The organism is Bacillus sp. F56 (assembly GCF_001748205.1).
Lineage (GTDB): Bacteria > Bacillota > Bacilli > Bacillales > Bacillaceae > Bacillus > Bacillus stercoris.
Map to the genome: position 1 here is coordinate 169029 of NZ_BDFC01000007.1, position 25912 is coordinate 194940.

General features: G+C 37.7%; 27 protein-coding genes and 9 pseudogenes. 12 read left to right on the plus strand and 24 right to left on the minus strand.

Annotation, left to right across the window (positions count from 1 at the left end):
* Positions 1 to 147 precede the first annotated feature (147 nt).
* Entirely contained in the window at positions 148 to 774 is a 627-nt protein-coding gene (locus BFW96_RS12085; RefSeq protein WP_069839524.1) for a TVP38/TMEM64 family protein, read from the plus strand.
* Positions 775 to 792: 18 nt separating this feature from the next.
* Here the strand turns inward: BFW96_RS12085 and BFW96_RS21105 are convergent.
* Positions 793 to 1228 (minus strand): annotated as a pseudogene (locus tag BFW96_RS21105) (NAD(P)-binding domain-containing protein).
* A gap of 234 nt (positions 1229 to 1462) precedes the next feature.
* On the opposite strand from BFW96_RS21105, the gene BFW96_RS12090 reads away from it, so the two are divergent.
* On the plus strand, positions 1463 to 2185 hold the full coding sequence (locus BFW96_RS12090) for a YqeB family protein (protein ID WP_069839710.1): 723 nt from the start codon (positions 1463 to 1465) through the stop codon (positions 2183 to 2185).
* A 32-nt stretch (positions 2186 to 2217) separates the two neighbouring features.
* Here the strand turns inward: BFW96_RS12090 and nucB are convergent, their stop codons facing one another.
* Positions 2218 to 2628 carry a sporulation-specific Dnase NucB gene (nucB, locus tag BFW96_RS12095; RefSeq protein WP_069149902.1) on the minus strand — a complete coding sequence of 137 codons (411 nt, stop codon included), beginning with the start codon at positions 2626 to 2628 and terminating at the stop codon, positions 2218 to 2220.
* Between the two features lie 196 nt (positions 2629 to 2824).
* Between nucB and sigK the strand changes: the two genes are divergently transcribed.
* Positions 2825 to 3553 (plus strand): RNA polymerase sporulation sigma factor SigK, encoded by a 729-nt coding sequence (gene sigK, locus BFW96_RS12100; RefSeq protein ID WP_013308023.1) that lies wholly within the window; start codon positions 2825 to 2827, stop codon positions 3551 to 3553.
* 102 nt (positions 3554 to 3655) lie between these two features.
* Here sigK and BFW96_RS21110 read toward each other — a convergent pair.
* From BFW96_RS21110 to yrkP, 5 genes and pseudogenes are all read right to left on the minus strand, one after another.
* Positions 3656 to 3756, minus strand: a pseudogene (locus tag BFW96_RS21110) (recombinase family protein); the annotation flags it as partial.
* Positions 3714 to 3892: pseudogene (locus tag BFW96_RS21885) on the minus strand (hypothetical protein). The pseudogenes BFW96_RS21885 and BFW96_RS21110, both read right to left, overlap by 43 nt.
* 543 nt (positions 3893 to 4435) lie before the next feature.
* Positions 4436 to 4852 carry a phosphate-starvation-inducible protein PsiE gene (psiE, locus tag BFW96_RS12110; protein WP_003246154.1) on the minus strand — a complete coding sequence of 139 codons (417 nt, stop codon included), beginning with the start codon at positions 4850 to 4852 and terminating at the stop codon, positions 4436 to 4438.
* 44 nt (positions 4853 to 4896) lie between these two features.
* The gene (yrkQ, locus tag BFW96_RS12115) at positions 4897 to 6195 is read right to left on the minus strand and encodes a two-component system sensor histidine kinase YrkQ (RefSeq protein ID WP_069839526.1); all 1299 of its coding nucleotides are present in this window, start codon (positions 6193 to 6195) and stop codon (positions 4897 to 4899) included.
* Positions 6182 to 6877 (minus strand): two-component response regulator YrkP, encoded by a 696-nt coding sequence (gene yrkP, locus BFW96_RS12120; RefSeq protein ID WP_069839527.1) that lies wholly within the window; start codon positions 6875 to 6877, stop codon positions 6182 to 6184. Before yrkP ends, yrkQ begins: the two co-directional genes overlap by 14 nt.
* 265 nt (positions 6878 to 7142) lie before the next feature.
* Between yrkP and BFW96_RS12125 the strand changes: the two genes are divergently transcribed.
* The gene (locus BFW96_RS12125) at positions 7143 to 8339 is read left to right on the plus strand and encodes a DUF418 domain-containing protein (RefSeq protein ID WP_069839528.1); all 1197 of its coding nucleotides are present in this window, start codon (positions 7143 to 7145) and stop codon (positions 8337 to 8339) included.
* 369 nt (positions 8340 to 8708) lie between these two features.
* Positions 8709 to 9266 carry a GNAT family N-acetyltransferase gene (locus BFW96_RS12130; RefSeq protein WP_069839529.1) on the plus strand — a complete coding sequence of 186 codons (558 nt, stop codon included), beginning with the start codon at positions 8709 to 8711 and terminating at the stop codon, positions 9264 to 9266.
* 381 nt (positions 9267 to 9647) lie between these two features.
* Here BFW96_RS12130 and BFW96_RS12135 read toward each other — a convergent pair whose 3' ends face one another.
* Together BFW96_RS12135 and BFW96_RS21115 are read right to left on the minus strand one after the other, a co-directional pair.
* Positions 9648 to 10451: an alpha/beta fold hydrolase gene (locus BFW96_RS12135; RefSeq protein WP_069839530.1), complete on the minus strand. Its 804-nt coding sequence runs from the start codon at positions 10449 to 10451 to the stop codon at positions 9648 to 9650.
* An 84-nt stretch (positions 10452 to 10535) separates the two neighbouring features.
* Positions 10536 to 10796, minus strand: a pseudogene (locus tag BFW96_RS21115) (hypothetical protein); the annotation flags it as partial.
* A 117-nt stretch (positions 10797 to 10913) separates the two neighbouring features.
* Here BFW96_RS21115 and rapE point away from each other — a divergent pair.
* The 4 genes from rapE to BFW96_RS12155 all read left to right on the plus strand — a co-directional run bounded on the left by rapE (position 10914) and on the right by BFW96_RS12155 (position 14616).
* The gene (rapE, locus tag BFW96_RS12140; protein ID WP_069839531.1) at positions 10914 to 12041 is read left to right on the plus strand and encodes a response regulator aspartate phosphatase RapE; all 1128 of its coding nucleotides are present in this window, start codon (positions 10914 to 10916) and stop codon (positions 12039 to 12041) included.
* Complete coding sequence (gene phrE, locus BFW96_RS12145) at positions 12031 to 12165, plus strand: phosphatase RapE inhibitor PhrE (RefSeq protein ID WP_014114495.1); 135 nt, start codon at positions 12031 to 12033, stop codon at positions 12163 to 12165. The genes rapE and phrE overlap by 11 nt, the downstream gene beginning before the upstream one ends.
* Before the next feature lie 224 nt (positions 12166 to 12389).
* Positions 12390 to 14315, plus strand: a complete 1926-nt coding sequence (locus BFW96_RS22090; RefSeq protein ID WP_069839532.1) for a ribonuclease YeeF family protein — start codon at positions 12390 to 12392, stop codon at positions 14313 to 14315.
* 13 nt (positions 14316 to 14328) lie between these two features.
* The gene (locus BFW96_RS12155) at positions 14329 to 14616 is read left to right on the plus strand and encodes a hypothetical protein (protein WP_040082400.1); all 288 of its coding nucleotides are present in this window, start codon (positions 14329 to 14331) and stop codon (positions 14614 to 14616) included.
* A gap of 192 nt (positions 14617 to 14808) precedes the next feature.
* Here the strand turns inward: BFW96_RS12155 and BFW96_RS12160 are convergent, their stop codons facing one another.
* From BFW96_RS12160 to BFW96_RS12170, 4 genes and pseudogenes are all read right to left on the minus strand, one after another.
* Entirely contained in the window at positions 14809 to 15084 is a 276-nt protein-coding gene (locus BFW96_RS12160) for a barstar family protein (RefSeq protein WP_069839533.1), read from the minus strand.
* A gap of 18 nt (positions 15085 to 15102) precedes the next feature.
* Positions 15103 to 15288, minus strand: a pseudogene (locus tag BFW96_RS21120) (ribonuclease domain-containing protein); the annotation flags it as partial.
* 492 nt (positions 15289 to 15780) lie between these two features.
* Positions 15781 to 16137 (minus strand): hypothetical protein, encoded by a 357-nt coding sequence (locus BFW96_RS12165; protein WP_069839534.1) that lies wholly within the window; start codon positions 16135 to 16137, stop codon positions 15781 to 15783.
* 148 nt (positions 16138 to 16285) lie between these two features.
* Positions 16286 to 16822 (minus strand): ATP-binding protein, encoded by a 537-nt coding sequence (locus BFW96_RS12170; protein WP_069839535.1) that lies wholly within the window; start codon positions 16820 to 16822, stop codon positions 16286 to 16288.
* 268 nt (positions 16823 to 17090) lie between these two features.
* Here BFW96_RS12170 and BFW96_RS12175 point away from each other — a divergent pair.
* Both BFW96_RS12175 and BFW96_RS22095 read left to right on the plus strand, forming a co-directional pair.
* Positions 17091 to 17350, plus strand: a pseudogene (locus BFW96_RS12175) (ImmA/IrrE family metallo-endopeptidase); the annotation flags it as partial.
* 651 nt (positions 17351 to 18001) lie between these two features.
* Positions 18002 to 18122 (plus strand): annotated as a pseudogene (locus BFW96_RS22095) (DUF255 domain-containing protein); the annotation flags it as partial.
* A gap of 201 nt (positions 18123 to 18323) precedes the next feature.
* Here the strand turns inward: BFW96_RS22095 and BFW96_RS12180 are convergent.
* From BFW96_RS12180 to BFW96_RS12230, 11 genes and pseudogenes are all read right to left on the minus strand, one after another.
* The gene (locus BFW96_RS12180) at positions 18324 to 18800 is read right to left on the minus strand and encodes an HXXEE domain-containing protein (protein WP_069839536.1); all 477 of its coding nucleotides are present in this window, start codon (positions 18798 to 18800) and stop codon (positions 18324 to 18326) included.
* A gap of 629 nt (positions 18801 to 19429) precedes the next feature.
* The gene (locus BFW96_RS12185; protein WP_069839537.1) at positions 19430 to 20206 is read right to left on the minus strand and encodes a sulfite exporter TauE/SafE family protein; all 777 of its coding nucleotides are present in this window, start codon (positions 20204 to 20206) and stop codon (positions 19430 to 19432) included.
* 59 nt (positions 20207 to 20265) lie between these two features.
* Positions 20266 to 20493 (minus strand): sulfurtransferase TusA family protein, encoded by a 228-nt coding sequence (locus BFW96_RS12190; RefSeq protein ID WP_012116896.1) that lies wholly within the window; start codon positions 20491 to 20493, stop codon positions 20266 to 20268.
* 33 nt (positions 20494 to 20526) lie between these two features.
* Positions 20527 to 21685, minus strand: a pseudogene (locus tag BFW96_RS12195) (MBL fold metallo-hydrolase).
* Positions 21657 to 22226, minus strand: coding sequence for a sulfurtransferase TusA family protein (locus tag BFW96_RS12200; RefSeq protein ID WP_069839539.1), 570 nt, complete (start codon positions 22224 to 22226; stop codon positions 21657 to 21659). The pseudogene BFW96_RS12195 and the gene BFW96_RS12200 overlap by 29 nt, the downstream one beginning before the upstream one ends.
* Before the next feature lie 65 nt (positions 22227 to 22291).
* The gene (locus BFW96_RS12205; protein WP_069839540.1) at positions 22292 to 22660 is read right to left on the minus strand and encodes a rhodanese-like domain-containing protein; all 369 of its coding nucleotides are present in this window, start codon (positions 22658 to 22660) and stop codon (positions 22292 to 22294) included.
* A 46-nt stretch (positions 22661 to 22706) separates the two neighbouring features.
* Positions 22707 to 23189: a DsrE/DsrF/DrsH-like family protein gene (locus BFW96_RS12210; RefSeq protein WP_024572226.1), complete on the minus strand. Its 483-nt coding sequence runs from the start codon at positions 23187 to 23189 to the stop codon at positions 22707 to 22709.
* A 154-nt stretch (positions 23190 to 23343) separates the two neighbouring features.
* Positions 23344 to 23604: a metal-sensitive transcriptional regulator gene (locus BFW96_RS12215; protein ID WP_003237170.1), complete on the minus strand. Its 261-nt coding sequence runs from the start codon at positions 23602 to 23604 to the stop codon at positions 23344 to 23346.
* 21 nt (positions 23605 to 23625) lie between these two features.
* The gene (locus tag BFW96_RS21900) at positions 23626 to 23943 is read right to left on the minus strand and encodes a sulfurtransferase (RefSeq protein WP_080375751.1); all 318 of its coding nucleotides are present in this window, start codon (positions 23941 to 23943) and stop codon (positions 23626 to 23628) included.
* Positions 23944 to 24302: 359 nt separating this feature from the next.
* Positions 24303 to 24863: a cupin domain-containing protein gene (locus BFW96_RS12220; RefSeq protein ID WP_069839541.1), complete on the minus strand. Its 561-nt coding sequence runs from the start codon at positions 24861 to 24863 to the stop codon at positions 24303 to 24305.
* Between the two features lie 236 nt (positions 24864 to 25099).
* Positions 25100 to 25216 (minus strand): hypothetical protein, encoded by a 117-nt coding sequence (locus BFW96_RS12230; RefSeq protein WP_139123539.1) that lies wholly within the window; start codon positions 25214 to 25216, stop codon positions 25100 to 25102.
* A 134-nt stretch (positions 25217 to 25350) separates the two neighbouring features.
* Here BFW96_RS12230 and BFW96_RS12235 point away from each other — a divergent pair.
* A pseudogene (locus BFW96_RS12235) lies at positions 25351 to 25742 on the plus strand (aspartate phosphatase); the annotation flags it as partial.
* Positions 25743 to 25912 lie beyond the last annotated feature (170 nt).

A 25912-nucleotide genomic window follows, 5' to 3' on the forward strand; every position in this document is an offset into this window, starting at 1 on the left:
TAGACGGACAGCCTTTTTTATGAACTAAAAAGAATTGTGTTCTTAACCTGGTTTTCAGTTGAACGGCTGAAATGGCACCAGTTATACTAATTTAGATGACGGAGATTTTGGCTCCTGACATCATCTAAGTTGGGAGTGACATAGACTATGTTAAAAAAGGGAATAGGTATACTTGTGATTATCGCTATCATTGCAGTCGGTTTTTTTCAAAAAGAAGCTTGGCTTGATGCAATCAAAGCAGGGGGGATATTTTCCGTTTTATTTAGTATGCTGCTGATTGCTGTCGATGTTTTTTTCCCAATAGTGCCGTTTGCTTTAGTTGCTGCTTTAAATGGCGCTGTGTTCGGGACGGCAAATGGAATTTGGATTACACTGACCGGCTCAATGCTTGGTACAATATTGCTGTTTTTTCTCGCCAGGTACAGTTTTAGAGATTGGGCCAGAAGAAAAGTTCAGGCATATCCTGCCATACAAAGCTACGAGGATTCCTTCAACAAAAATGCTTTTACCGCTGTTTTATTAGGAAGGCTGATACCGGTCATACCTTCCCTTATAATGAACGTGATCTGCGGACTGAGTCAGGTTCGCTGGCATGTTTTTTTCTTTGCATCTTTCATAGGGAAAATCCCCAATATTGTTGTTGTCACCATTGCAGGTGCCAACTTCACCAGCAATAAATTATTGTCTATCAGCATTTACGTTGCGTATATTCTGATCATCATGCTGGTCATATATAAAAAGTTTCCTCATCTTCTGAAGGTGCCAAAAAAATAAGGAGGCTTGTTCGCCCCCTTACTTTTTTTCCGTCGCATGGCCTCCAAATTCATTTTGAAGAGCAGCGACATGCGACCACCGGAGTTGCGGTCTGCAGATCAAGCGTGGTTTTCGCCGTCCGTTTCCCTTCACCTATGGATCATTTTTCAAAAATGTCCGCTTCCCGCTTCCGACGGCGGTGTCCCGAAAAAGCGGTTCTACAATCTCCCATGCTTTATGATCACCCCCCACCATAAAACAGGCTCCATGCCATGCGCCTTCATTCCGCCCGCCGTACCGGCATCGAGATAATGGATACCGCTTCTTTCATTTAATTGTAGCGGTGATCGATTCTTTTTAATGATAATCATATCGACTTTTCTTAATAAAGGTCAAACATCACGCAAAACTGCCTCATCTCTATGAATTGCTTTCCTATGTTTATTTTCCCTAAGCCGATTAATCCGATTTTCATGCCTGTTCTTCCTGATTGTCAAAAGCCTTTACTTTTTATGTTCCCTTTGTAGTTGACACGCAGAAAACAAATGAAACTACATCTTCTGCCCATTTTAATATGTTTTTCATGACCGGCTGTACCTGCCAGTTCCATTTCGGAACCCTCTTAAATCCATAATTTTTACTTTATCCTTGATTTACCATCTCGTTGAGTTAAAATATGGGAAGAGGATTTTCAGTAAAAGAAGGTGTCATGTTGCAGAATCAATCTCATACTCTTATTGGTGTTACGAAAACCGCTATATTCTTTTTATACGCTGCATTTGCAATGATCGGTCTTACCATCGGGTATTTTATCCCGCAGATTGCGAAATGGGCATTATCCCTTCCGTGGATTCCTTTTGAAGGACCGCTTCGGCTCATCACCTCTTTTCAGGGATCAACAGCTGCATTTATCACTGCTCTTCTCGGTATGACTGCAGGGATTTGGTTCGCTCATTCTGTTAGTGCAATGCTGCTGTCTGTCAAGATTACAGATCACACAGTGGAATTCATGAAAGGAAAAAAAGTGCAAACAATTCATTCCGGTGACATCGCTCTCGTGTTTATGGATCACAAACGGCTTGTCCTCCTAGGAACAGCCGGATATGAATTGGTACGGGAAGAAATTGATGAAAAACCAGTAAACGTTGAGAAGGCCTTTAGACAGCATCATTACGAATGGGCAGCAGATGGTGATCCGTTTACAGATCAATTTCGTCGATGGATTCCTAATGCACCTGACCTATCACAAGGCGCCCATGCCTTATTAAAAGCTCGTCACAAAGCGCTGGAGGACGAACAAAAAGACGATATTGAAGAATTCCGTCTCGAACTGGCACAGCTGGGCATTGTTGTACGGGACGAAGGCACACGCCAATATTGGCGAAAAGCAGAAACCTATCCCCCGAACATTCAGCACGGCGAAGGGTTGTAACAACAGAGGTTCAAGAAAGAGCCTCTTCTTTACTACTGCACAATAAACAGCACTCTGGTGCCGTCAGGATAGCTGCTCATTTGATTCCCTACCCATGAGCCAGCCCCGCGATTATCAGAAGGCGTCACATATCGGACATCAGCTCCTGCGCCGCCTTCCTCGCAGACCGCCATCGGCCACTCATCCCGATCATAGCCCGGCTTCGTCGGAATACCCTTTAATGATTCCTCCCGCCTTTTGTCTGCTCCATCTCTATCTATGGTGCAAATCTCAGAATGTCCCTCTGCAATCGCATCTCTAATATGATCGCCTGTTTCCGGATAACGAGACAGCGGAAAATATAACACTTTGTCATACAAAGAAGCGCCTTGGATCTGCTGCGGAACCATTACACAAAGAAGAACTGCTGCAGCAAGAAACAGGCCTGCCATCCATTTTTTCATTCCCATCCCCCCATACATTTGTTCATTTCAATGTATGGGCGCATGATAAAAATTATTGTTAACATTTGAAGTTAATATGCTGTTTACAAAAGCCCAGGCTCCCATGCGAGAAATTTCCCGGTACAGACACAGACAGCCTCCCGCCCACATACATTTACATATAGGCTTTTGCCTACATACTTTTGTGGAGGTGACGATGGTGACAGGTGTTTTCGCAGCGCTCGGCTTTGTTGTTAAAGAGCTTGTCTTTTTAGTATCTTACGTGAAAAACAATGCCTTTCCACAACCGCTCTCAAGCAGCGAGGAAAAAAAATACTTAGAGCTTATGGCTAAAGGGGATGAACATGCCAGAAACATGCTGATTGAGCATAATCTTCGCTTGGTCGCCCATATTGTGAAAAAATTTGAAAATACAGGTGAGGATGCAGAGGACTTAATCTCCATCGGAACGATCGGGCTGATTAAAGGAATTGAAAGCTATTCCGCTGGTAAAGGGACAAAGCTGGCGACGTATGCTGCGAGGTGTATTGAAAATGAAATCCTCATGCATTTGCGCGCATTGAAAAAAACAAAAAAAGATGTGTCCCTTCACGATCCGATCGGGCAGGATAAGGAAGGGAATGAAATAAGCCTGATTGATGTTTTGAAATCTGAAAACGAAGATGTGATAGACACGATCCAGCTCAATATGGAGCTTGAAAAAGTGAAACAATACATTGACATTTTAGATGACCGTGAAAAGGAAGTGATTGTCGGGCGGTTTGGACTTGATTTGAAGAAGGAAAAAACGCAGCGTGAGATTGCCAAAGAACTCGGGATCTCGCGCAGCTATGTATCGCGGATTGAAAAGCGGGCGCTGATGAAGATGTTTCATGAGTTTTATCGGGCAGAGAAGGAAAAGCGGAAGAAGGCGAAGGGGAAATAATGCAGAAGAGGCCGGATCTCATATTCCGGCTTTCTCTATTTTACTAAAGTTTCTTTTAAAAGAAATAGAGAAAGAGTTATGAACATCATTTTTGTTATCACTGATAAGCTCTCCAGAAAATCCTTCATCGGCATACTTCAGCACATAGTCCCTGCTTTCTTTAAACAGGCCTCAATTTGGCTGTCAATGCTCGATCCCTTGATCGCTTGTTCCTCGGTCGATACCCTTACATATATTGCTATCACCCTGGATCTCCTTCCTATAAAGTTTTATTAAATAATGATAGCAATCGTTAATGCATTTGTCAGCTTGCGGTCCCTCGATGATTATTACCTTCATAAAATGCATCACCCCTTGGGTATGCTATGTAACAGCTGTTTGTCCAAATGAGGTGATTTTCAGTATGAAAACAAAAAACCGATGGCTTGAACCATCGATCTGTTTTCTATATCACTGGGCCTTCAATATAGTAAATCTATCTCATTGGTTATGAAAGCTTATTTTCATTACACATTCTATATTCATTTGTTATCATTTTTAAACGTTTATATAATTATGGTAAAAAACGAAAAAAACAATAAATGTCCATCCAAAACTTTTTCATCTTATTTATTAAGAATTTTAACCTCTTCCTTGTAAAATAAAGAACGATTTTCATCTCCAGACAATTAAAGCTATATCATCGGGGATATGTCTGTTAAAGTAGCCAATAAATCCATTCAGATATCCACTTACAACCACAATTCAATTTGATCCAGATTTCTGAGCTGACATTAAACAGCTAAATCTATAAATACTGATTAACAATATTTTATTCTGTTCCAGTTCCCATTCACAATTAGGACATTTCGGCGGCGTATCGGCATAAAGTGAACTAATTTATTAATGTTCAACAACAGAATTTCGTCTATTGGCAATAAAGAATCCACAAATCATTGCAAGAATGGCCATCGCCCACCAGAACGTTGAGATCGCTTGATCATGATCGATGATAATCAAACGAATGACAGCTGTGATGCCTATATAAATGAAGTAGCGAAGCGGGAAATGAAAGTCTGATTTAAAGTATTTTATAATCAAAGCAATGAACTCAAAGTACATGAAGAATATAAGCAGTTCTCCAAGCATCTCATAATAGCTGTCCACTTTGTTGAACAGTGACTTGTATACGAATAGCACAATGTACCAAGTCTCGCTGATCAGAAGTGCGCTTAAGGCTAACGCCAGGAAGAACAGACAGACATTGAGAAGCGCTTGTAACAGGTAAGGCACCTTTTTGAATTTGTTGGAAAATCTCATCATGTTGTCTCCTAATTTCAATATATTCGGTTTTTATTCTCAGCCTACATCTTGGTGTTCCAAAACCGTAGCACAATGTAGTACTTAGAATTCTTTTGTATACTGTGAAACTGCCCCTGCATGCGGGACATCATTCGCGCAATGCTTCTTTCACCGAGTCCGTTGCTTTCCGGTGTTACATTCTCAAGTTTAATCGTATTGCTAACATGAATCTCGAATATTTCTTGATCCGATACAAACGTGATGCTGATTTCTTCTTTCGGATCTGCGTATTTAAATAAGTTTGACATCACATTATCAAATACACGACCAAGCTCCTCCACATTCACGTTAATATAGGTTTCCGGCAGCTCGCCTGAAATATGGACCCGGAAATGCTCCTGATGAAGGATAGCAATCTGATCTGATATTAGATCGTAGATCACTTCTTTCACTGCAACGGTCTCCAGGTCGGCCCCAGGTTCCTTGTTCAGTAGGAAATACGCAAACAGATTGTCAGATAAATTTTTTAATTGCAGTGCTTTACCATAAGCATTGGCTACATACCGATCTTTGCTGGCACCCGCTTCGCCTCCTTCTTTTTTGGCAAACTCCAGATTCATGATCAGCGACGTCAGCGGTGTGCGCATATCATGCGACATTTCGGTAACCAGGCTGCGGCTCTCTGCTTGCAATTCCTCGATAGCTTTAAGTTTGTCCAAGAAAGCTTTCCGCAGATCCTCAATGCTCTTTGCAATCATCGCTAATTCATCATGCCCTTTTATCGTCATCTCGTAATCCAGCTGGCCCCCTTCAAGAATATGAATCTCTTGGTGAAGCGTTTTAAGGTAGCGAAGACTTTGGCGAATGCCGAAGAGAACAATGATTAAAAAGATGAGAGTTGCACCGAGCAATTCCAATGTAAAGGCCAGATCATAATATCGGGAAGAGTAGAAACCGTCGATAATGACTCGTCCTTCACCATCGCTGAACTTGACCGGATGTGAATGATTTTGAGCATACTGAGTCAGCTTTTCCTTTCCATAATCCGATTCGGAATAAATGGAATCATATTGCAGCTCTTGATCCTTGAATATGGTGAGGTTAATGTAATTTTCTTTTTTGACCCACTCGCCAAACGCTTTTCTATCCGATGTAGACAACTCATTTTCTGAAACGTACTGACTGAATTTTTGAATGTATCTCGCTGACTCCTTGTGATAATACTCATCCGAACTCAGGTATCCCTCGATCAGGTCATCTGTAATCTTTTGCAACGTCAGAAAGATCACACCACTCACAATCGCAGCAACCATGATCAGCAAAGCCAGTTTTTTGGTTAGCGTAAATTTACGATGCGCCAAATCGATATCCTCTTCCCCATTCAGTTTTTATATAAACCGGACGTGCCGGATCATCCTCAATTTTGGAGCGCAGCTTTCGAATATGCACCATCACCGTATTGTTGGAACAGTAAAAATAAGGCTGTCCCCACACACTCTCATATATATTTTGAGCAGAAAATATTTTGTTGCGTTTGCTCATCAGCAGTTTCAGGATACGATATTCCAGATCTGACAGCTTGATTTGCTGCTCCTCTTTCCAAACCTCATTAAATTCTTCGCTCACTCTTAGTTTGCCCCCGATAAGAAATGTTTCTTTCTGTTTCTTCTTTTCTTGATAGATAGTATATCTGCGTAATTGAGCAATCACTCTAGCGTGAAGTTCCTCTTCTGAGAAGGGTTTAGTCATATAATCATCGCCGCCGGCGAGTAATCCCTCAGTTTTATCGAGTGTACTCGATCTGGCCGTCAGAAACAGAATCGGGACGTTAGAGGTTTTCCTAATGTGCTGACAGGTTTCGATTCCCGAAATGCCTGGCATCATAATATCCAAAATAACCAAATCAAGCGAATCATCCACAAGTTGCAATGCTCCCTTTCCATCCTTGGCTTTTAGCACCTCGTAGCCTGCACGCGTAAGGGATTCCTCCAAAAGATCACAAATATCCTGATCATCCTCTACGACTAATATTCGATGGGTCATGTCTCTCTCACCTCATGATCTTGATGTTAATTCTCGTGTGTCCTTACTATATATCGTTCATAGTAATAAGTACGTTATAAGATACTACGTAAACCTTAACAATTTATGAAAGCTGATACTCGCCACAAATTTGTCACATTTTCTAAAAAAATGATGACTCTTCATAAATTGTTAAGATTCGGTCTTTATATTTATCCATTGTAAGGCTTAGGCTTTTCAGATCCGAACCACACATTGCAATGATAAATGGAAAAGGAGCATTGATATGACTGTACAAAAAGAAGGACACGGGCAACCGGTGAGTCTGCGGGAACGGGTTCATTTTCTGGACATCGTACGCGGATTTGCCTTGCTGGGCATTATTATTGTCAATTATTTTCTGATCGTAGATTCAGTAAAGGGATTCGAAATGGCCTCCAATGACGTACTGCACAATCTGGTTTCCTGGTTTGCCGAAGGAAAATTCGTTACGTTATTCTCCTTCCTGTTCGGAGTCGGGTTTATGATCTTTATGGATCGAGCCGCGCATAAGGTAGATAGTCCCAACAAGCTGTTTGCCCGCAGGTTATCTATCCTGTTGGGATTTGGCATTTTGCACATCACATTTGTTTGGGTCGGTGACATATTGGCCTTTTACGCCGTAAGTGGCTTCCTGTTACTCGCCTTCTATATACGCACGGCCAAAACGGTGCTTAGATGGATTATTGCACTTATCGTGTTTCAATTCCTGACTCCTGTTTTCACAATGTTGTACAATATCATCAATACTGCAGGGTCAAAAAACCTGAATTTTTCAGAGTTTACTTTGTTTAGCCACACAAGCCTTACCTACATGGAATCCATCAGCACTCGGTGGACAGATATGGTCACGATGGCTGCTAGCTCTTTCCCTATGATCTATTCCATGTTTCTCATGTTTCTGCTGGGCTTGTACTTTGTTAAGATGGAATTTTTCAAAGACATGGAAGCGAAAAAGCCTATATGGAAGCGTATCTGGATCATTAGCACAATCGCTTTTCTAATAACACAAAGCAGTATATTGCTAGACATGTTTAATTTTTCGGACATTTCCTCTGTCTTGGGTCAAAATGGCGGCTTAACCGGAAGTATGTTTTATATGAGCACTTTTGCAATGCTGTTTCTATACGTTCCTCAGCTGCGAGGCCCTATGATGATATTCACCAAAGTTGGACGGATGTCATTGACCTGTTATCTGCTTCACTCTATCATTGGAACAGTTCTGTTCCTCAGGTACGGATTCGGTCTTGCGGATCATATTCAATCCGCCGGCACGTTCATGTTCAGCCTGGCCGTGTATTTCGTGCTTATGATCTTTAGTACATTGTGGTTGAGACGGTTTAAGTACGGTCCGATGGAATTAATATGGCGCAAGCTGACGTACGGCAAAGTAAGCGAGCGCTCCAAAGCAACTCCACATGCGGCAAAATCAATTCAGAAATAACCCCTTTTCCCAGATTGCACGGACTTCAAATTAGTTGTTGACGGAAGTGGGTATTAAACGGACAGATTTGAATAGTATGGACTGGTTATTTTTATATCATTAAGTGCTTCTTTGGGCTAAACCAGACAGAAATTTCGCCAGATTTTACTCAATGTGCATAGGTCGAGATCGAATCTAAAATGAATCTTTTGCGCATTCCTATAGTCGGCGACACATTCGACTATTTTTGTGATTAGTGATAGAGAAAATTTGAAAAGAATGACTAATCCCGCGGAAGAAACTTTTTGTGAAAAGGGCTCGTAGAATAGCTGGAATGTTTCTACTGAACGACTTGACTCGATATTTTAGCAAATGAAGGAGTGAGCAATCATGAAAACAAAAAAGGAACCTAAAGTTATTCTGGAACTAGCAAAGGAGTCTGATCAGCCAGAATTCCAAAAAAAATTACAAGAAGCATTTGCGATCGCAGTGATTGAAACGTTCGGTGATTGCGAAGATGGACCGATTCCATCGGACAATGATGTTCAGGAGTCTTTCAATGCTCCCGGTGCAGTGGTATATCATATTCTTCAGGATGGTAAGAAGGTCGGTGGTGCAGTATTACGTATCAACAGCCAAACACATCATAATTCGCTAAATTTATTCTATGTGTCTCCTGAATATCACAGCCAAGGGATTGGTCTTTCTGCTTGGAAAGCCATTGAAGCACAGTATCCGGATACTGTGCTTTGGGAAACCGTGACACCTTATTTTGAAAAACGAAATATCAACTTCTATGTGAATAAGTGTGGATTCCATATCGTAGAGTTTTACAATGAACATCACTCTGATCCGCCTATGCATCGCAATGGACGCGAAGATGACAAGCCCCTGCCGGATGATGATGACTTTTTCAGATTTGTAAAGATTATGAAAAAAAAGGACTAAACAATTGAACACGGCGAGATGCCGCTCAACCTAGTAAAATCATATCTTTTTTACAAAAACCTTTATTTATAGCACCGAGAGATTTCATTTACACTAATATGAACGATTTGTTATTAGTTCTGGGCAGAAAATGGGTTTGCATTGAGTTAGTTAAAGGATCAATCACGTAATAACTGATCAATAGAAGGTTAATTAAAATCCATAAATTCTTCAATACAATCTTTGAAAAAAACCTTAGTTTAATATGATGTTCTTTTTTAAGACTCTGATAAAATTGAATGCAGATAAATACTAAAAATTATAGGAAACCCTAATATTCATTATCTCAATTATTGTTTAACTAATTGGTGATTGTAACCGTAAACTCATATTTATGAAAAGTTATACCATCCGAAAATTTTCCGATTCAAGTCTGTTTAACCAGTTGTGAACCAATGAATTAAATACATCGGTTTGTTCGATTTGCAGGTTGTGACCAGCCATATCAAGCACTGCAAAAGTTGCCCTTGGATAATCTTCGATTAGTCGCCACGCATCGTGGTATCCGACTACATTGTCCTGACGTCCTGTGATAATTAGCGTGGGATATTCAAGTTTAGATGAAATATCGAAGGTAAACCCATATCCATTTTGACGAATGTTGTTTACGAATTCATAATTTGTTTGTTTAGAAGGAAGTAAAATTTCATCTCGAAACCTCTCCCATTCAGTTTTACCTTGCACAATCCCCATGGAGCAAAATTCATCCGCCTCCTCTGAAGACAAATGTGATATCAAGTCGCTGTCTCTTTTTAGAACAGTCTTCTGCGGTACTACCCTTTCATCGAATTCGGGTATAGTTAATGGTGCCATCAGAAGTAATCCACGAACTGTTTCCTGACGTGAACGAACTATACCTCTGGCAATGTACCCTCCGTATGAATTACCACAAACAATAAACTGTTGACCAGGAATAATCTCGTCCAAAAGACGCAAAATCGCATCTAAAATATCATCAGAGTTCTGAATAGACGGTTGCGGCTTAGAAAACCCCATACCTGGTAAGTCTATGTATATTCTCTTCCAACCGCTTCGTTTCTCGAATAACGGTTCCATTGCATTTAACATCACCTGATGGTCAAGTGTCCAACCATGCAGCATAACGATCGGATATCCCTCTCCAATTACTTTATGGTAAATCGACATGTATTTGTTTCCCCTTCCCTGTAATCCTAATGTTCCGATATGAACATTTAATCACATTTATCACAATTTTAACAAACTTCCTTGTCAACTGAACTTGGTAAGTTGAACAAAGGTTATACAATGAATTTTTGACAATCGCAAACTGTCATATGTATCCCTCATATCAAATACAAATGATGTTAATAGAAACTCTTTGATGTGTTGTTTAGTGCTTCCGTTATTGCAATTATCGACAAATAAGAACCAAGCAAAGTAAATGTCGAGATACTTTGAAGCCATATCTTTATAACGGTCTATCCACTGTTTTAGATGGGAATAGAGACCATTGACATTGTTGTGGTAATAAAAAAGTTATTGCGGTCTCACCGAAAATTTAAATTGCGGTGCCCTATTGCCTTTTTCTGCGAAAGAAAACTTGTTAATATTTACATTACTAGTAGAGTTAAGGGAAGGGTGAATATCTTGATATCAATCACATCAGCTGAAGTGGGAATGAAGATTAATGAATGGCATAGGCATATTCAAAAATTTAACGTTACGGATGCTGAAATGTTAAAGGCTGAAATAGAACGTGATATAGAGGTTATGGAAGAAGATCAAGACTTGCTTATTTATTATCAACTAATGGCCTTTCGCCATAAAATTATGTTGGAATACACGCTGCCATCTGATGAAAACCGAATGGAACTTTCAGAATATTTAAAGAAAATCGAAGGGCATAAGAAGAAGCTAGACAATATGCGGGCGTATTATTATAACTTCTTCCGCGGAATGTATGAGTTTAGAAACGGTGAATACACAAAGGCCATTACATATTACAAAAAAGCTGAACGCAAAATTCCAACGATCTCAGATAAGATTGAAAAAGCGGAGTTTTATTTTAAACTGTCTGAAGTCTATTATCATATGAAAATGACACACATTTCGATGCATTACGCTGAGCTTTCATACAACATCTATAAGAAACACGAGCTTTATTCTGTTCGGCGTATACAGTGCCATTTTGTCATTGCCGGTAACTATGATGACCTTGAAAATCATGAAAAAGCTCTCCCCCACCTTCAAGAAGCTTTAAAAGGTGCCGAGCTGCTTAAAAGTAAAAATACTCACATCTATGCCACTGCATTTTTCAATCTCGGCAACTGCTATCACAAAATGGACAACTTAAATAAGGCTGCACGTTACATCGAACAAGCTTTGGTTCAATACAGAAAAATAAACTCTGACGTACTTCCGCAAGCTTATCATGACCTAGCGTTGATTTATTTTAAACAAGGCAAAAAAGAACAAGCAATGGATTGCTTCCGCAAAGGAATCAGAAGTGCTGTAGATTTTAAAGACGAACTTTTTATGAACTTATTTGAAGCATTAGACGTTCTTTATATAAGAAATGGCGATACACCTAAACTCCTCAACATTTTCTCTCGTTTAGAGAATGGCAAAGGATACCCTTATCTGGAAGATCTGGCATTGTTAGGAGGCAACCTTTTCGATTATAATGGAAAAATAGAGGATAGTATCATCTGTTTCAAGAAGATGGTATATGCTCAAAAGCAAATATCGAAAGGGGAATGCATGTATGAAATCTAAATTGTTTATCAGTTTATCCGCCGTTTTAATTGGACTTGCCTTTTTCGGATCTATGTCTAATGGCGAAATGAAGGAAGCATCCCGGAATGTAACTCTAGCACCTACTCATGAATTCCTTGTTTGATTCGATAAACAACATTAGTTCTAATTCCCTTTAGCCGTTTCATAACGGCTTTTTCTTATTTTAGCCATGAAAAGCATTTCACAAAAGCTGGTCAAACCCCAAAAACTAGATCAAAAGCACACAGATCGAATGATTCATTCCCCCCCTTTGATCCACACAACACTTAGTTTCATCATTCTTCCATGGTAATATTTTGTTATACAATTAAATGAGAGGATATGATTATGAAAGTCTTTGAAGCTAAAACACTTATGTCTGAAGCTACAGATCGGGCCAAAGAATATAAAGAACTAAGGACGCAAATGGTCAACCTGAGAAAAGCTTTACAAAGCGTCGCTAAACTGGACGACAGCGAATTCTCAGGTAAAGGCGCTAACAACATTAAAGCATTCTATTACGATCATGTTGGTGTCACTGATCAATGGATCGATTACATTGACATGAAAATCGCATTTTTTAACAACATTGCTGGAGCTGTTGAGGACAAAGGTCTCTCTGATACTTATATTGAAGAATCTTTTCTAGAACATGAACTGGCTAACGCCCATAAAAAATCAAAGTCAATCATGTCTGAACAGAAAAAAGCCATGAAAGGTATTCTAAATGACATTGACGACATCCTTCCGCTCGACTTGTTTTCAACAGAAACCTTCAAGGATGAGCTTGCAGATGCCAATGATAAACGTAAAAAAACAATTGAAAAACTAGGTGATCTTGACGAAGATTTACTGACAGAATATGCTATGTCAGAACCAAATGAACAATTCATCAAGTCAGATTTTCAAAAGCTCCAAGAAGCAACGGGCAAAGGTAAAAACGCTACGCCCATCCACTACAACGCTAAGGCGTACCGTGAGAGTGATATACATAAGAAAAAAGGCGATATTGAGAAACGCACAGAAGCTTATTTGACGATTAAAAAGAAAGAAGAAAAAGAACGGGAAATCAAAGAATTACAGAAAAGGCTCAATACGTTGGTTGATGATCCTGACGAGTATCTAAAAGTTGCTAAAGAGATTGGATACGACAACCTCACCACTGAACAACAAGAGTATGTTAAATCCCTCGAGTTTTGGGATAATCCTCTTCGAGCGACCAAGGATATTTTGAAAGAGCAGATTGACGGTGTATATGAGGGTTTATTAGCCGGTATAGATAATACAGAGAAGACAGTTAAAGAATATTTAGCCCCTATAGATGCAGCGGGTAAAAAATATCTAGGTCCTGTATATGAATACTATAAAGGCAAACAAATGGCATATTATGATTTTTCGAAGGAAACTGGTGAAGGACTTTTAGGAATTGCAAAATTCGGGATCGATCTCGGTTTAGATCCAAAAGGAACGATAAAGTCCGTTTTTGAATTCGACTATAAAAAAGCCTGGGATTCTACTTGGGATGAGGTAAAAGAAAGCTGGGACAAAAACTTTGTACACGGAGATATGTATTCACAATCGCACTACACCACATATTTCACTTTAAATGTAGCCAGCTTATTCATATCAGGCGGCGGTGGTGCTGTTACAAAGAGTGGATCCGTCGTTTCAAAGGTGGGGAAAGTCGCAGAAGAGGGAATCAGCAAGTCGGGTAAAAAAGGGGTAAACAGTGCCGGGAATGTTGGTAAATCTGCATCAAAAAAAGTAGTAAAAGACACCAAAGACTTTGGAAAACTTTTCAAAAAAGGTTTGGAATCAATACCAAATCCTTTTGCTAAAGAACTTCTGTTAGCTAGCGATGTTCCTATAAATGTGCTAAACTTACAAAAATCTGGACAAGATACAATTCAACAAATTAAAAAGTCTTTTGATGTTGATCATGGTTCTAAGGGAAATGCTAATAGTAGTAAGGTAACCAGTGAAGCTAAATCAGTATCGAATATGAAAGAATTTTTTAATGATGAATTTGGAAAAACTATAAAAAACAATGTTACAAAAACAAAAAATCAATTCCAAGGCCAATCAATCTATGAAGTTAATAAAAAATTAGATAATCCGTTTCTGAAAAAAGGCGATAGATTTTATTTAGATAATTTGCACAAGGATCATTTAGAAGTTTTCGATAAAAGAGGAAATTTAAGAGTAGTGTTGAATTTGGATGGAACATTGAACGAAGTTAAGACTAAGAATGCCATTGGAAGAAAATTAAAATAGGTGGTTATGATAGATGAAAAATATTGATAAAATTTTTAGTGCTTTAAAAGAATTGAATGAAAAATATAATAGTACATTAATTTCAACAGAAGAACTTTTAGAAGAAGAGGAAAATATTAAAGAACTTCCGCAAATAGATGAAAGAATGAATAAAATTTTAGCTAACTTAAGCCAAATTGAAGATAAAGACAAACTAACTTCTGAATTACTACAGTTACATTTAGTAATAGGTGATATAGAATGGCAGTTTGACCAAATACATGAGATGGTTAGACAGGTAATAGAAAATATTGAGGATTAATATTATAAAAAAGGCCCTCTTTTCAAGAGGGCCTTTCTTATTTCAAGAACTCTTCAAGTTTCGCTTTAGTTTTTGACTCTTAAAGTCTGAATAAACATTATTAATAAAAATAAAATACCTCAGCAGCATTCTTGAACCCAAGTAAAGCCGCTAAGGTACTCTTTTCAAATTCACAAAACTAAAAAAGAAAGTCTACTCTACTATTATTTTAAACTCACCTTCTAATTCCTCTTGAACCTCTTGCAAAACTTCTAATACATCATCAGCGTATGAACCTAAAAACTTTTTACTCAACTCAAAATTTCTCCAAACTAAAGTTTGCGGCAATTCTATCCACCCTGTAAGGCAATCCCATAAAGCGTCTAAATTTTTCCCATAGTAGTCTGGGAAATTTAATTTATCTTTTAGTGCATTATGTAACCCTTCTTTATTTTCAAAGTCTTTTCCATCTACAACTATTTTTTTCATTAAAAATTATGTCCTCCATTATTTTAACTTAACAAACGTTTTATAATGATCTGTTGTTTTATATATTAATCTATCATTCGAATAGAGTAATCTGTCATTCCCTCTGTAACCTGTGGTATAGTTTATATCAGCTTCACGCCACACTCTATTTTTAGCTTCAGGAAGACACTTTTCTCTGTTTTTGTATATATCTCCCCCGATACTTTTACCCGGTGCTACTTTTGATAAATTACCTTTTTTGCTTTCCCATCCTAATTTTTTTGCTTCTCCTTAGTTATGTAATTATCAGGACATCGTCCATTTTTCGCCTAAAATCGGAAACTTCAGTACAGCTATTAAGTACTTTCTTTGCCTTAACGCTACTCTCTACATATTTTGTGCTTTTGTTAGTTTTTGATACAGTTCCTGCTAATTTTCCTGAAACCTTAGCGTTAACTCAATGTCCTGAATGATAAACCGTCAGCGACCTTCTTGTTGGGGCATGGGGGTCTTTGATCTTTTCATGTATTCGGTTTACGGCTTCAATTGTTGTCTTATTCAAACCCAAAGTTGAGCAGTGTTCTACTTTTTATTTCAGGGATTGGAGGACTTATATGCATTGACTGGTTTTACTTAATACCAGCTGTATAACAGAAAAGAACCGCAACTGGCGGTTCTTTTAGTGTATATTCTTATTTTGAATAAACTGCTTCACTATTATTGGACAGTACCATAATCAAAATCAATATCTTTCTTGTCTAATTCCCCCTTAACATTTTTAGCATAGGTCATGGTTAAATGTACGTTTTTATCTATCCACCAAGTTCCATCATCAGTATTCGTATCCCAAGTAACATCTATATCCCTGCCGAAATTCTCAAAAAACACCAAATCCCCAACAGCTGCTGTTTTTCCGTGGATCTTGTAATATATTAGAACAATTTTCTTATAAAATATACCTGTCCCGTGCTTTACGATTGTTAAACTATAAGGCTTATTAGGATATTTCTCTTCAAGTATAACTTCAGGATTTAAAAATATAACATAACAAATGAATAGAATTGGTACAATCATTAACCTTTTTAAGAAATTTTTTATTGATATTTAACCCCTCCAACAGCATACTGATAGCGATATAAAAAAACAGCTCAGTAAATGCCATACTGGTACTTTCTTTGATTTTTAAATTTATTTTCTTATGTAGCTATCGCTATCCGTTAGTTTAATTAGAATTCAAATAATCCAAGACACGGTCAACTCTTTCATTGACTGAGTGATCGCCTTCAATCTTTAGCACTGGACAAGATAAATCTGCCATCCAATGTTCGTGTAATGCTTTACTTCTAACTTCCATTCCAGCAGTGTCATATAAAGAAGCCCATTCTAAAAATGCTTTTGATTGTTCATATTTACTGCCACCGGCTAACACTTCATTTCCATAACGCTGAAATTCCCTATGCTTTAATCTCTCAAGCCGTATATCTTGTGGAATCCATAAGAAGACGACAAGGTCAAAATAACTTTTTAGATTATCGCCCCAGCCACACACTGCACCAGAAAGAATCCATTTCTCATTTATTGTTAAGTCTTTTTCAAGCAACCTTTTTCTTTCAGGAATTTCTCTTTTTTTAGTGAATTTATCTAACCAATAGTAATTATCAGTATCAAGATGCGTATGAGGCAAACGCTTTGATAATGCAGCACCCAATGTTGACGTTCCGGCACCAGAGGCTCCCAATATGTGAATATTTTTTTTCATACTTCCCCCTCCTTATTAAGCAACCAAACTCCCTGTTTGTTGCATAAGGTACTTACTATTATTTTGACATAAATCCCTAAAGACCTTTACTTTTCTAGAGAAATCCAGATGCGTGTTAAAATCATCATACTTACGATAACAGTCCTTATTAAATGGATTCATTCCCTATCTACTTGGACGCATTTCCTATGAAAAAAAGTCATGATTTCCCTATAATATTTAAACGAATCCCATTTTTAGATTGTCGTCTTTAAGGAGTTTTTTCATCTTGAGGTATACAAACAGTCATTTAGAGAATTGGATCGAAAGCTTATATGGAAGATTGATATGACAGAGTCTGAACAAATTAATTTTGAACGGATTGCCGAAGCTTTAGACATCAGGCTTTCATTTAAACCTGTTACAAGCTTCGCACTTAAACACAGCGGAACTTATAACATATGCTTGGACAGCCGAAATGTATCGCGGATTGAAAAGCGGGCGCTGATGAAGATGTTTCATGAGTTTTATCGGGCGGAGAAGGAAAAAGCGGAAGAAGGCGAAGGGAACATCATTTTTGTCATCACTGATATGCTCTCCGAGAAAGACAGTCTGGATCATAGCAGATGATTTGGCTTATGGGGCCTTACTGACACCCTCCCTTAAGCAGTTCAAAGCCGGACGTTCTAACAGCTCTCCAGAAAAGCATTCATTGTCAAACTTCAGAGCATCCTCGTTCCTGCTTTCTTCATGCAGGCTCCGGTCTGGCTGTCGATGCTCGCCCTCTTGATCGCTTGTGCTTACACGACACCCTTACAACATTTCCATTTTCAATTATAGCCATCGTTAATAACATTGTTCAGCTTGCGGACCCTCTTATGATTATCACCTCATAGAATGTGCATCACCCCTTGGCAATGCTATGTAACAGCTGTTTGTCCTAATGAGATGACCTTCACTAGGTAGGATAAATAAAAAAACACCAAATGTGTTGTTGGTAAGTTATATTGACTCCATCTGAATACCCTTTAAGTAGTTGCTTTATTCACAAATAGATTAGAAGTCCTCAGAACAAGACTATAAAGATATAGCTTGCGGTATACCAAATAAAGAAAATCATACTCGATAATAAATCATAAAGAAAGAAGGTGATCCCATGCCCGCACAATAGACCCAATGCTGAGAAGTCTCCTTACTTAACATGCTCACAACCGTGTAAACTGGTGCCCTTGGGGAGAAGAAGCCTTCGAAAAAGCGAAACACGAAAACAAGCCGATTCTTGTCAGCATCAGTTAATTCGATCTGCCATTGGTACCATGTCTCTCTTAAAATAACCACAAAAGGCAACCAGTTTCAGCTGCCTTTTAATAATTTCATTGCAAATTTTTAGAAATCTAGATTCAAAAACTTTTTCTCTTCTAATTTAAATACTGTTGTTTTTTCTTTTGTTTCACTCCATTTTATCTTGACCTCTAATTTGTGTCCCTTAATATCTTCCTCAATTCTAATCAATTCAAACTCATTAAGGAGATACTTTATCACCAACTTTAAATAATAATGGAATAAGTGCTAATAAAATAATTCCTACAACCAACGTAGATATTATTAACTCCTTCCATACAATCAAATTCTTTAAAAACATTTGATAAATGACTAATGAGTTTACTGGAATATTAAGCAATAAGCCCGTGAGAAGTCCAGGTGCATACTTTTTCATTAAAACAGTTGCGATAAGATGTGGAAAAATAGCGTTGATAACCATAGAACCTAGAAAGCCAATGAAAATCCATTTTGCAATATCTGATTCTGGCATATATAAAAAACCAAATGCAGATAAATAAGCCAACATAGTTATAACAATGACAGCAAAATGAAATTCATTCGAGGTTACTGGCTTTTGAAACTTTGAAGGTTGTTGTGACCACTTAGGTAACAAAATAGCCTCCTCAATATTATGTAGTGTAATAGCAAAACAAAAAAACATTACGAAATAAACCATCTATCATTCCCTCCTCAGTGCCACGTCTCTTAAAGGAATCAACCAATATGGGTTGGCAACATTATATTACATATGAGGGTGATATGATATGGTGTTAAAAGACAGCAAAAGCTGCCTAAGTAGTTGCTTCTTTTTTATATGCTTAATAACGTGTTGTTGGTGCCATGTCATGATATTCAAATATAATAACTCTAAAGCAAACAAAGATACCCATATAGTTTGGCATCTTCTTTTTAGTTCGAATCCCTCAACAAAAGTGGTATATTATCAGTTACAAAAGCACGCCGTTTCAAGCATTTGAAATCATGCCATACAGCCTATTATACAAAATTGACATAATTTATATTAACTCATTAATACCCATTAAACCAATCAGGATTAAAACATTTAAAAAATGATCAAAGGTGAAGTTATGGTTTTTTTATTTTCTTAACGTTGTCCTAATTCCACTGGACGCCACTAAGTCAAATGTATTTCAAGGTACTATAGTCAAGACTTGTCCAAGTCACCATTATCAAAATGAATTTTATCAAATACTTGGAACATTTATTGAACATGGCCAAGTGTCATAACATTAATAAGAAACCAACGAGTGATGAATCTTTTAATCTTTCATTTTACCCGCTGACTCATATCAGCTCTAACCAAATTTTAATAGCTGTCGCACTTATTAATAGCGCTAAAATCCATTGCAGGAATTTTGTATTTACTTTTTGCCCAACTGATGCGCCAATAGGAGAAGCAATTAAACTAGCAATCATAAGAACCAGAGCTGGTACAAAAAGAACCTGGCCCGTGATTACTTTTCCAACTGTTGCGCCAATAGATGAAAGAAATGTAATCGCAAGAGATGAAGCGACTGTGATTCTAACAGGAATATTTAAAATTGATAACATAAAGGGGACCAGGATAAAGGCGCCGCCAGCTCCTAAAACACCCGATACACCACCAATGATAAACGCTAGGGACGAAGCCAACCATTTATTAAATATCACTTCTTTGTCTTCGCTTTGTTCTTGTCCTTTTTTAGGTATAAACATTAAAATAACTGCTAAAATAGCCAGAATACCGTATATAAAGTTAATTCCTTTTTCAGATATATAATGAGAAAAGTAACTCCCCAATACACTCCCTAAAAGGATGCTGCTTCCCATGTAAATAATTAATGCTTTATTTAGAAGACCACTCTTACGATAAGCCCAAACACCGCCAAGTGTCGCAAAGAAAACTTGAATAGCCCCTATCCCTGACACTTCATGGGCAGTTAATGACATCACTCCCATTAAAGAAGGAATGTACAATAGCATTGGATAATTAATAACTGCTCCGCCAATACCAATCATTCCAGAAATAAAGGCACCAATAAACCCTATAGTGAAAAGAGTTGTGATAAAGGCAATATCCACTTTGGTTTCCTCCTTTCAAAGGAAAAGGGTATCTTTTTATTCGATACCCTTTCCATTCATTAGCCTTTTTTAATCCAGAATTTCAATACATCGCCTTCATCAGTTTGCTCTAAAAGGTCATGCCCGCCTGATTTAGACCAAGCTGCAAGATCACTTTTAGCTCCCTTATCTGTTGCATGCACTTCTAATATTTGACCTGATTCCAGTTCATTCATCGCTTTTTTTGTCCTGACGATTGGCATTGGGCATGCCAGGCCTTTTGCGTCTAATACTTTATCTGATTTCATGTTCATCTCTCCTCTTTTTAATAGAAACTTGTGTTACCGTATTGCACAGCGGTTTGGACCAATCTCCATTTCACGCTGTTTTTCTTCATCTGGGCTGATTTTCCCCATGTTTGTTTCTCGAATCTCTTGGTATGCATTTGGTTGCGGAGGCAAATGATCTGTTACTAGGTGTCTAAATTCTGTTTCATCCGCAATGTTCAAACCATGGTTCTCGCTAAATAACGTGCTTAGTTTTTTACCAACACTTCCATTCTCATTTAGCTCGTCAATGATCATAAAGTGTGCAGGTAATACAATTAAATCCTTTGATAACGACTTGTAACGGCTATAAAGCGTTTTTCTTAAATCTCCTACCCAATCTTCTGCCATACCGGCTAAGTCTGGTCTGCCAATTGAATCAATAAACAAAATATCACCTGAAAGAAGATACAGATCATCGACAATGAAAGAAGTGGACCCAATCGTGTGCCCCGGAGAATAAATCGGTTGAATTTTAATCTTTGTATTTCCAATGATCATGTCATTTCCTTCTTCCAACGGCTGATAATCGAATGCCACTTCTTCAGCATCTTTAGGCGGTAACCAGTAGGTTGCTTTTGTTTTTTCAGCAATGACTCTGCCGCCTGAAATATGGTCCGCGTGAAGATGTGTATCAAATACGTGAGTAATCTCCGCACCCTTCTCTTTCGCAAAGTCTATAAAAATATCCGCCATACGTGTCGCATCAATAATCGCCGCTTCACCATCGGAAATGACCATGTATGACAGGCAGCCTTTACCGATTCGAACAAACTGATACATCTCACCGCCATCTTTTAAATCCCCGACTTTTACCGGCTCTAAATGTTCGCTCCATGCTTTCATTCCGCCCTTAAGATAGGATACAGAATGACCTGCTTCAGAAAGCATTTCGGATACCATGACGGATGAACCTTCTTTTGCACAAACGACCAGCACTTCTTTATCAGAAGGAATTTTCTCCAAGATATCTTCTACGCCATCTAAAAGATCGAAATACGGTACATTTAAATAGTCAAAATAATGTCCTTCAATCTTCCAATCGTTAAAATCATTTTCATTACGCACATCCAGGATAAATAAAGATTCTTTGTTAAAGATTTTTTGTGTGACTTCTTTTGCGGTAAGTGCTTGAACGGTCATGTTTACATGCCTCCTTTTTCTGTTTTACCAGTCCAATCCCGCATACCGGGGACAACATTAATAACCTTTTTAAAACCTTGTTTTTTCATGGTTTGGGCCGCCATTTCACTTCTTCTTCCCGAATGGCAGATAATATAAATTTCATCATTTTTGTTTAATTCGTTAGAGCGCTTTTCCACTTCACCTAGAGGGATATGCACAACTCCAGGAATATGAGCATTTTCATACTCCTCTATCTCTCGTACATCTAAAATGTTAAGAGACTCGTCACTATCCACTTTCTGTTTGAAAGCTTCTAATGAAATCTCAGGAATTGAAGCTGCATTTTCTGCTGAAAGCTCTCCTCCTTTTCGAAGAAAATGACGAAGTATTTCCCCCTCTGCTTCAGTACCTAGATATTCATGACCTGTACTATTTGCCCATGCTTCCAGATCTGCTGTAGAACCTTTATCTGTCGCTTGAATTTCCAATACTTCACCAGCTTTTAAATCCTTCATACTCTTCTTCGTTTTTACGATAGGCATTGGACACGCCAAACCTTTAGCGTCTAGTACAATATTTGCTTTCATCATTTTTTCCTCCTCTTCTCATATAGGGGTGGGGGTATATAAATATGCAAAAAGCTTCCCTCTAGAAGTTAATACCATGTATTCATACCCCCTTTTATATTTGTGATGTTTTTAAATCCTTGTTTCTTCAATATGTTACTTGCCTTTAAACTTCTCATTCCGCTTTGACAGATAACAAAAACTTCTTTGTCTTTCGAAAGCTGATTAGTTAGATGAGGCAAGTTAGTCAAGGGAATATTTTTGAACCCTTTAATATGCCTTGTACGAAACTCATAAGGTGTTCGCACATCTATAAACTGTATGTCTTTATTTTTCAGCTCTGACTTTAAATCAGCAGTTGTTATTTGTTTAACACCTTGCAATGATAAAAAACGTCGAAATACGAACCATAGTAAAAATAAAATGAGTAAGATATTGAACATTACGCCACTATCCATAGTGTAGTGTTATAACCTCCCTTCATTTATTTAGCAATGAGTAACATTAGATAAATAAGTTGACACTGCCTTCCTCAGCATCTGCCAAATAAGCTGCTACACCAGCATAGTCGATATCATCTAATAGTTCTTTTTCCTGTAAACCAAGAAGATCCATTGTCATCGTACAGGCTACGAGCTTTACCCCCTGTTCTTGAGCCATCTCAATCAACTGAGGCAAAGTAAGTGCATTATGCTTTTTCATCACATTTTTAATCATTTTAGGGCCCATACCTGCAAAGTTCATTTTAGATAAACCCATCTTATCAGCACCACGAGGCATCATCTTTCCAAACATTTTTTCAAGAAATCCTTTTTTCACTGGAATCAGCTCTTCTTTACGTAAAGCGTTTAATCCCCAAAAAGTATGGAAGATCGTCACTTCATGATCGTAGGCAGCTGCACCATTTGCAATAATATAGGCTGCCATTGCTTTATCATAATCCCCGCTAAATAAAACAATTGTTGTGCGTTTTGTTTGTTCTGTCATGTTTATTCTCCTAACTAATTACCCCTAGGGGTATAATCGAAGTCAAAAAAATTTTTTCGAAAGATCTGCTATTATTCAACTCTTTAAATACCGGTAGGGGTATAATATAACGCATATAAAAATTCGTCAACCTTAAATATAGGTTGATGAATTTTTATCGGCTCTTTACCAACAAGTCGACTGCTTCTTTTACTAAATTTTGTGTGTCTTCGCCTTTTTCTAAACTTTCACGAACACAATGTTCAAGGTTTGTGCTCACTATTAAACCCATCGCTCGATCGATAGCATTACGGGAAGCTGCTAATTGGGTCACAACCTCTCTACAATCTTTTCCTTGTTCCATCATAGTCAATACACCTTTAATTTGTCCTTCTATCCGTCGTAAGCGGTTTTTAATCTTTTGATCATACTCCATATATCAATGAAATCCTTTCTTTCATTTATTTTTACATTTACATGCTGCCAGTTCATAACTGTTTACATGGATACCTTTGCGCTTTAGAAAACGCACTCCTAAATTTAATTCCACCCGATCACGAGCTATTATGTGTATTTTATCACGTGGGATCTCTAAATAAAAACGTTTTAGATACGCATATGGGATGTTTAAAATAATATCATCCGAAAAATTGGGTACATCGTTATAATGGCGAATATCTAATATTGTCATGTCCATAGGCTTTAATTTATCTTTATGGATACAAGAGATTCCGGTTATAGGATAATAACGTCTATACGTTGCAATGATAATCACAAAAATAAGCAGGAATGCAATAACTAAATAATTGATACGAGTTACACCACCTTATTAACTCTTTGTTATTCACAAAACAATAATATACCCCCGTAGGTATATAGTCAAGTGTGAAAGTTACTTTCTTTGAGTTGATAGATTCTTTCGATAATACCAATTCTGCAAAAAGTGACTCGAATAAAGAAATAAGCCGATTTTATTAAATCGACTTTATTTTATCAATTACTTTTAAAATTAGCACAAGACTGCTTGGATATTACATTGGGTTTCATTTACATAAAAACAATTCTTAGGTACTGGTTCCCTATGTTTCATGCTGGATGTGACTCCAATTACATAGAATTCTGTGAATATCTATGCTAACCTTCCGCAGCCACTGCATCTGCTTTAGTTTCATGAACTGTACCAAATGGATGGTTAGGAGGAGCATAAATGGAGTAAAGTTTTAATGGCGTATTCCCTGTATTCATCACGTTGTGCCAAGTGCCGGCAGGTACAACAATGGCAGAATCATCATAAACATTTCTTTGAAAGTTCAAATGATCTTTGCTCTTTCCCATTTTGACGATCCCACGCCCCTGCTCAATCCGTAAGAACTGATCGACGTTAGGATGGATTTCTAAACCAATATCTTCTCCAATACCAAGACTCATCAAAGTAACTTGAAAATGCTTTCCTGTCCATAAAGCAGTACGGAACGTATTGTTTTGTTTTGTGGCTCGATTGATATTTACAACGAATGGTTTTGGTCCATAATCCTTCAAGAGAAGGTTTCTATCTTCATATGAAGAGCGCAAATCGGCACATCTGTGTACGTGCTCCATCTCATTTGGAATAGTCCAATAAACAGATCTTCCATCGTTATACATCGGTACAGTCACATAATAATAACATTGAGGCGAAAAAGGGTAATAGTACATTTTTTGATCCCCACAATTTTAAATTTTTGTGATAGTATCCTATGCATTTATTAAGGGAGTGTGCTAAATCAAGAAAACTCATATTAAACACAAAAATGGAATGTTCGATCACCGTTTGATTCACGGATGAATAATTTATCACCGACTTTATAATCGTTTTCTGGATGTTGAATTTCACTAGCCTTTGTTAAACAAGACATCGAATACATCGGATGACACTTTTATATGATGGATTATCAAAGGTCGACGCTCCTAAATGGCTTTTGAACATTTACATAGTACAACAACAGAGTATACGGAATTCTGTTGTTTGTCCCCCCTATCCCAGCTCTTTTAGATTTATCTCTTTGGATGCGCTAGAAAGTTTGTAAATCTTTTTTACTTATCTTCACCTATATTTCCTAATCCAGACAAACGTGTTTGTGTTTGTCTAAATTGAGGTTTGCAAAATTCCTAAGATAATCTAAGTAGGCTATTTTGATTTAGCTTGGAATACACACTGCCATCAGAAAAAAAGAATAGAACTGCCATAATATTCTGAATAAAATAGACAATATGCGGGCATATTATTATAACTTCTTCCGCGGGATGTATGAGTTTAGAAACGGTGAATACACAAAGGCCATTACATATTACAAAAAAGCTGAACGCAAAATTCCCACGATCTCCGAAAGATTGAAAAAGCTGAGTTTTATTTTAAGCGAAATCTATTATCATATGAAAATAACACATATCTCAATGCATTACGCCGAGCTTTCATACAATATCTATCAGAAACACGAGCTTTATTCTGTCAGACGTATACAGTGCCATTTTGTCATTGCCGGCAACTACGATGACCTTGAAAATCATCAAAAGCTCTCCCCCACCTTTAAAGATTTGGGTGTTTATGTTTTACGTCTATTTTAGAACATAAAAAAGTCCAATTTCTCAGCTTTGAATTTAAGAAATTGGGCTTTTTTCGTTACTCCAGAAAGTTGTCATTTAAAATCAAATAGCCAGATATTACAACATCCTTAATTCACTAAATTGTTCTTCACTAACCTCTC

What these genes read in the sequence shown, in the direction of transcription:
- nucB (WP_069149902.1), bottom strand. Translation starts at nt 2,628, where the DNA reads ATGAAAAAATGGATGGCAGGCCTGTTTCTTGCTGCAGCAGTTCTTCTT.
- BFW96_RS12180 (WP_069839536.1), bottom strand. Translation starts at nt 18,800, where the DNA reads ATGGTTTATTTCGTAATGTTTTTTTGTTTTGCTATTACACTACATAAT.
- BFW96_RS12090 (WP_069839710.1), top strand. Translation starts at nt 1,463, where the DNA reads ATGTTGCAGAATCAATCTCATACTCTTATTGGTGTTACGAAAACCGCT.
- phrE (WP_014114495.1), top strand. Translation starts at nt 12,031, where the DNA reads ATGAAATCTAAATTGTTTATCAGTTTATCCGCCGTTTTAATTGGACTT.
- BFW96_RS12215 (WP_003237170.1), bottom strand. Translation starts at nt 23,604, where the DNA reads ATGGAGTATGATCAAAAGATTAAAAACCGCTTACGACGGATAGAAGGA.
- BFW96_RS12165 (WP_069839534.1), bottom strand. Translation starts at nt 16,137, where the DNA reads ATGATTGTACCAATTCTATTCATTTGTTATGTTATATTTTTAAATCCT.
- BFW96_RS12085 (WP_069839524.1), top strand. Translation starts at nt 148, where the DNA reads ATGTTAAAAAAGGGAATAGGTATACTTGTGATTATCGCTATCATTGCA.
- yrkP (WP_069839527.1), bottom strand. Translation starts at nt 6,877, where the DNA reads ATGACCCATCGAATATTAGTCGTAGAGGATGATCAGGATATTTGTGAT.
- BFW96_RS12135 (WP_069839530.1), bottom strand. Translation starts at nt 10,451, where the DNA reads ATGTCGATTTACCATAAAGTAATTGGAGAGGGATATCCGATCGTTATG.
- BFW96_RS12125 (WP_069839528.1), top strand. Translation starts at nt 7,143, where the DNA reads ATGACTGTACAAAAAGAAGGACACGGGCAACCGGTGAGTCTGCGGGAA.
- BFW96_RS12210 (WP_024572226.1), bottom strand. Translation starts at nt 23,189, where the DNA reads ATGACAGAACAAACAAAACGCACAACAATTGTTTTATTTAGCGGGGAT.
- BFW96_RS12205 (WP_069839540.1), bottom strand. Translation starts at nt 22,660, where the DNA reads ATGGATAGTGGCGTAATGTTCAATATCTTACTCATTTTATTTTTACTA.
- BFW96_RS12130 (WP_069839529.1), top strand. Translation starts at nt 8,709, where the DNA reads ATGAAAACAAAAAAGGAACCTAAAGTTATTCTGGAACTAGCAAAGGAG.
- BFW96_RS12155 (WP_040082400.1), top strand. Translation starts at nt 14,329, where the DNA reads ATGAAAAATATTGATAAAATTTTTAGTGCTTTAAAAGAATTGAATGAA.
- psiE (WP_003246154.1), bottom strand. Translation starts at nt 4,852, where the DNA reads ATGAGATTTTCCAACAAATTCAAAAAGGTGCCTTACCTGTTACAAGCG.
- BFW96_RS12190 (WP_012116896.1), bottom strand. Translation starts at nt 20,493, where the DNA reads ATGAAATCAGATAAAGTATTAGACGCAAAAGGCCTGGCATGCCCAATG.
- BFW96_RS12220 (WP_069839541.1), bottom strand. Translation starts at nt 24,863, where the DNA reads ATGTACTATTACCCTTTTTCGCCTCAATGTTATTATTATGTGACTGTA.
- BFW96_RS22090 (WP_069839532.1), top strand. Translation starts at nt 12,390, where the DNA reads ATGAAAGTCTTTGAAGCTAAAACACTTATGTCTGAAGCTACAGATCGG.
- sigK (WP_013308023.1), top strand. Translation starts at nt 2,825, where the DNA reads ATGGTGACAGGTGTTTTCGCAGCGCTCGGCTTTGTTGTTAAAGAGCTT.
- BFW96_RS12200 (WP_069839539.1), bottom strand. Translation starts at nt 22,226, where the DNA reads ATGATGAAAGCAAATATTGTACTAGACGCTAAAGGTTTGGCGTGTCCA.
- BFW96_RS12160 (WP_069839533.1), bottom strand. Translation starts at nt 15,084, where the DNA reads ATGAAAAAAATAGTTGTAGATGGAAAAGACTTTGAAAATAAAGAAGGG.
- BFW96_RS12170 (WP_069839535.1), bottom strand. Translation starts at nt 16,822, where the DNA reads ATGAAAAAAAATATTCACATATTGGGAGCCTCTGGTGCCGGAACGTCA.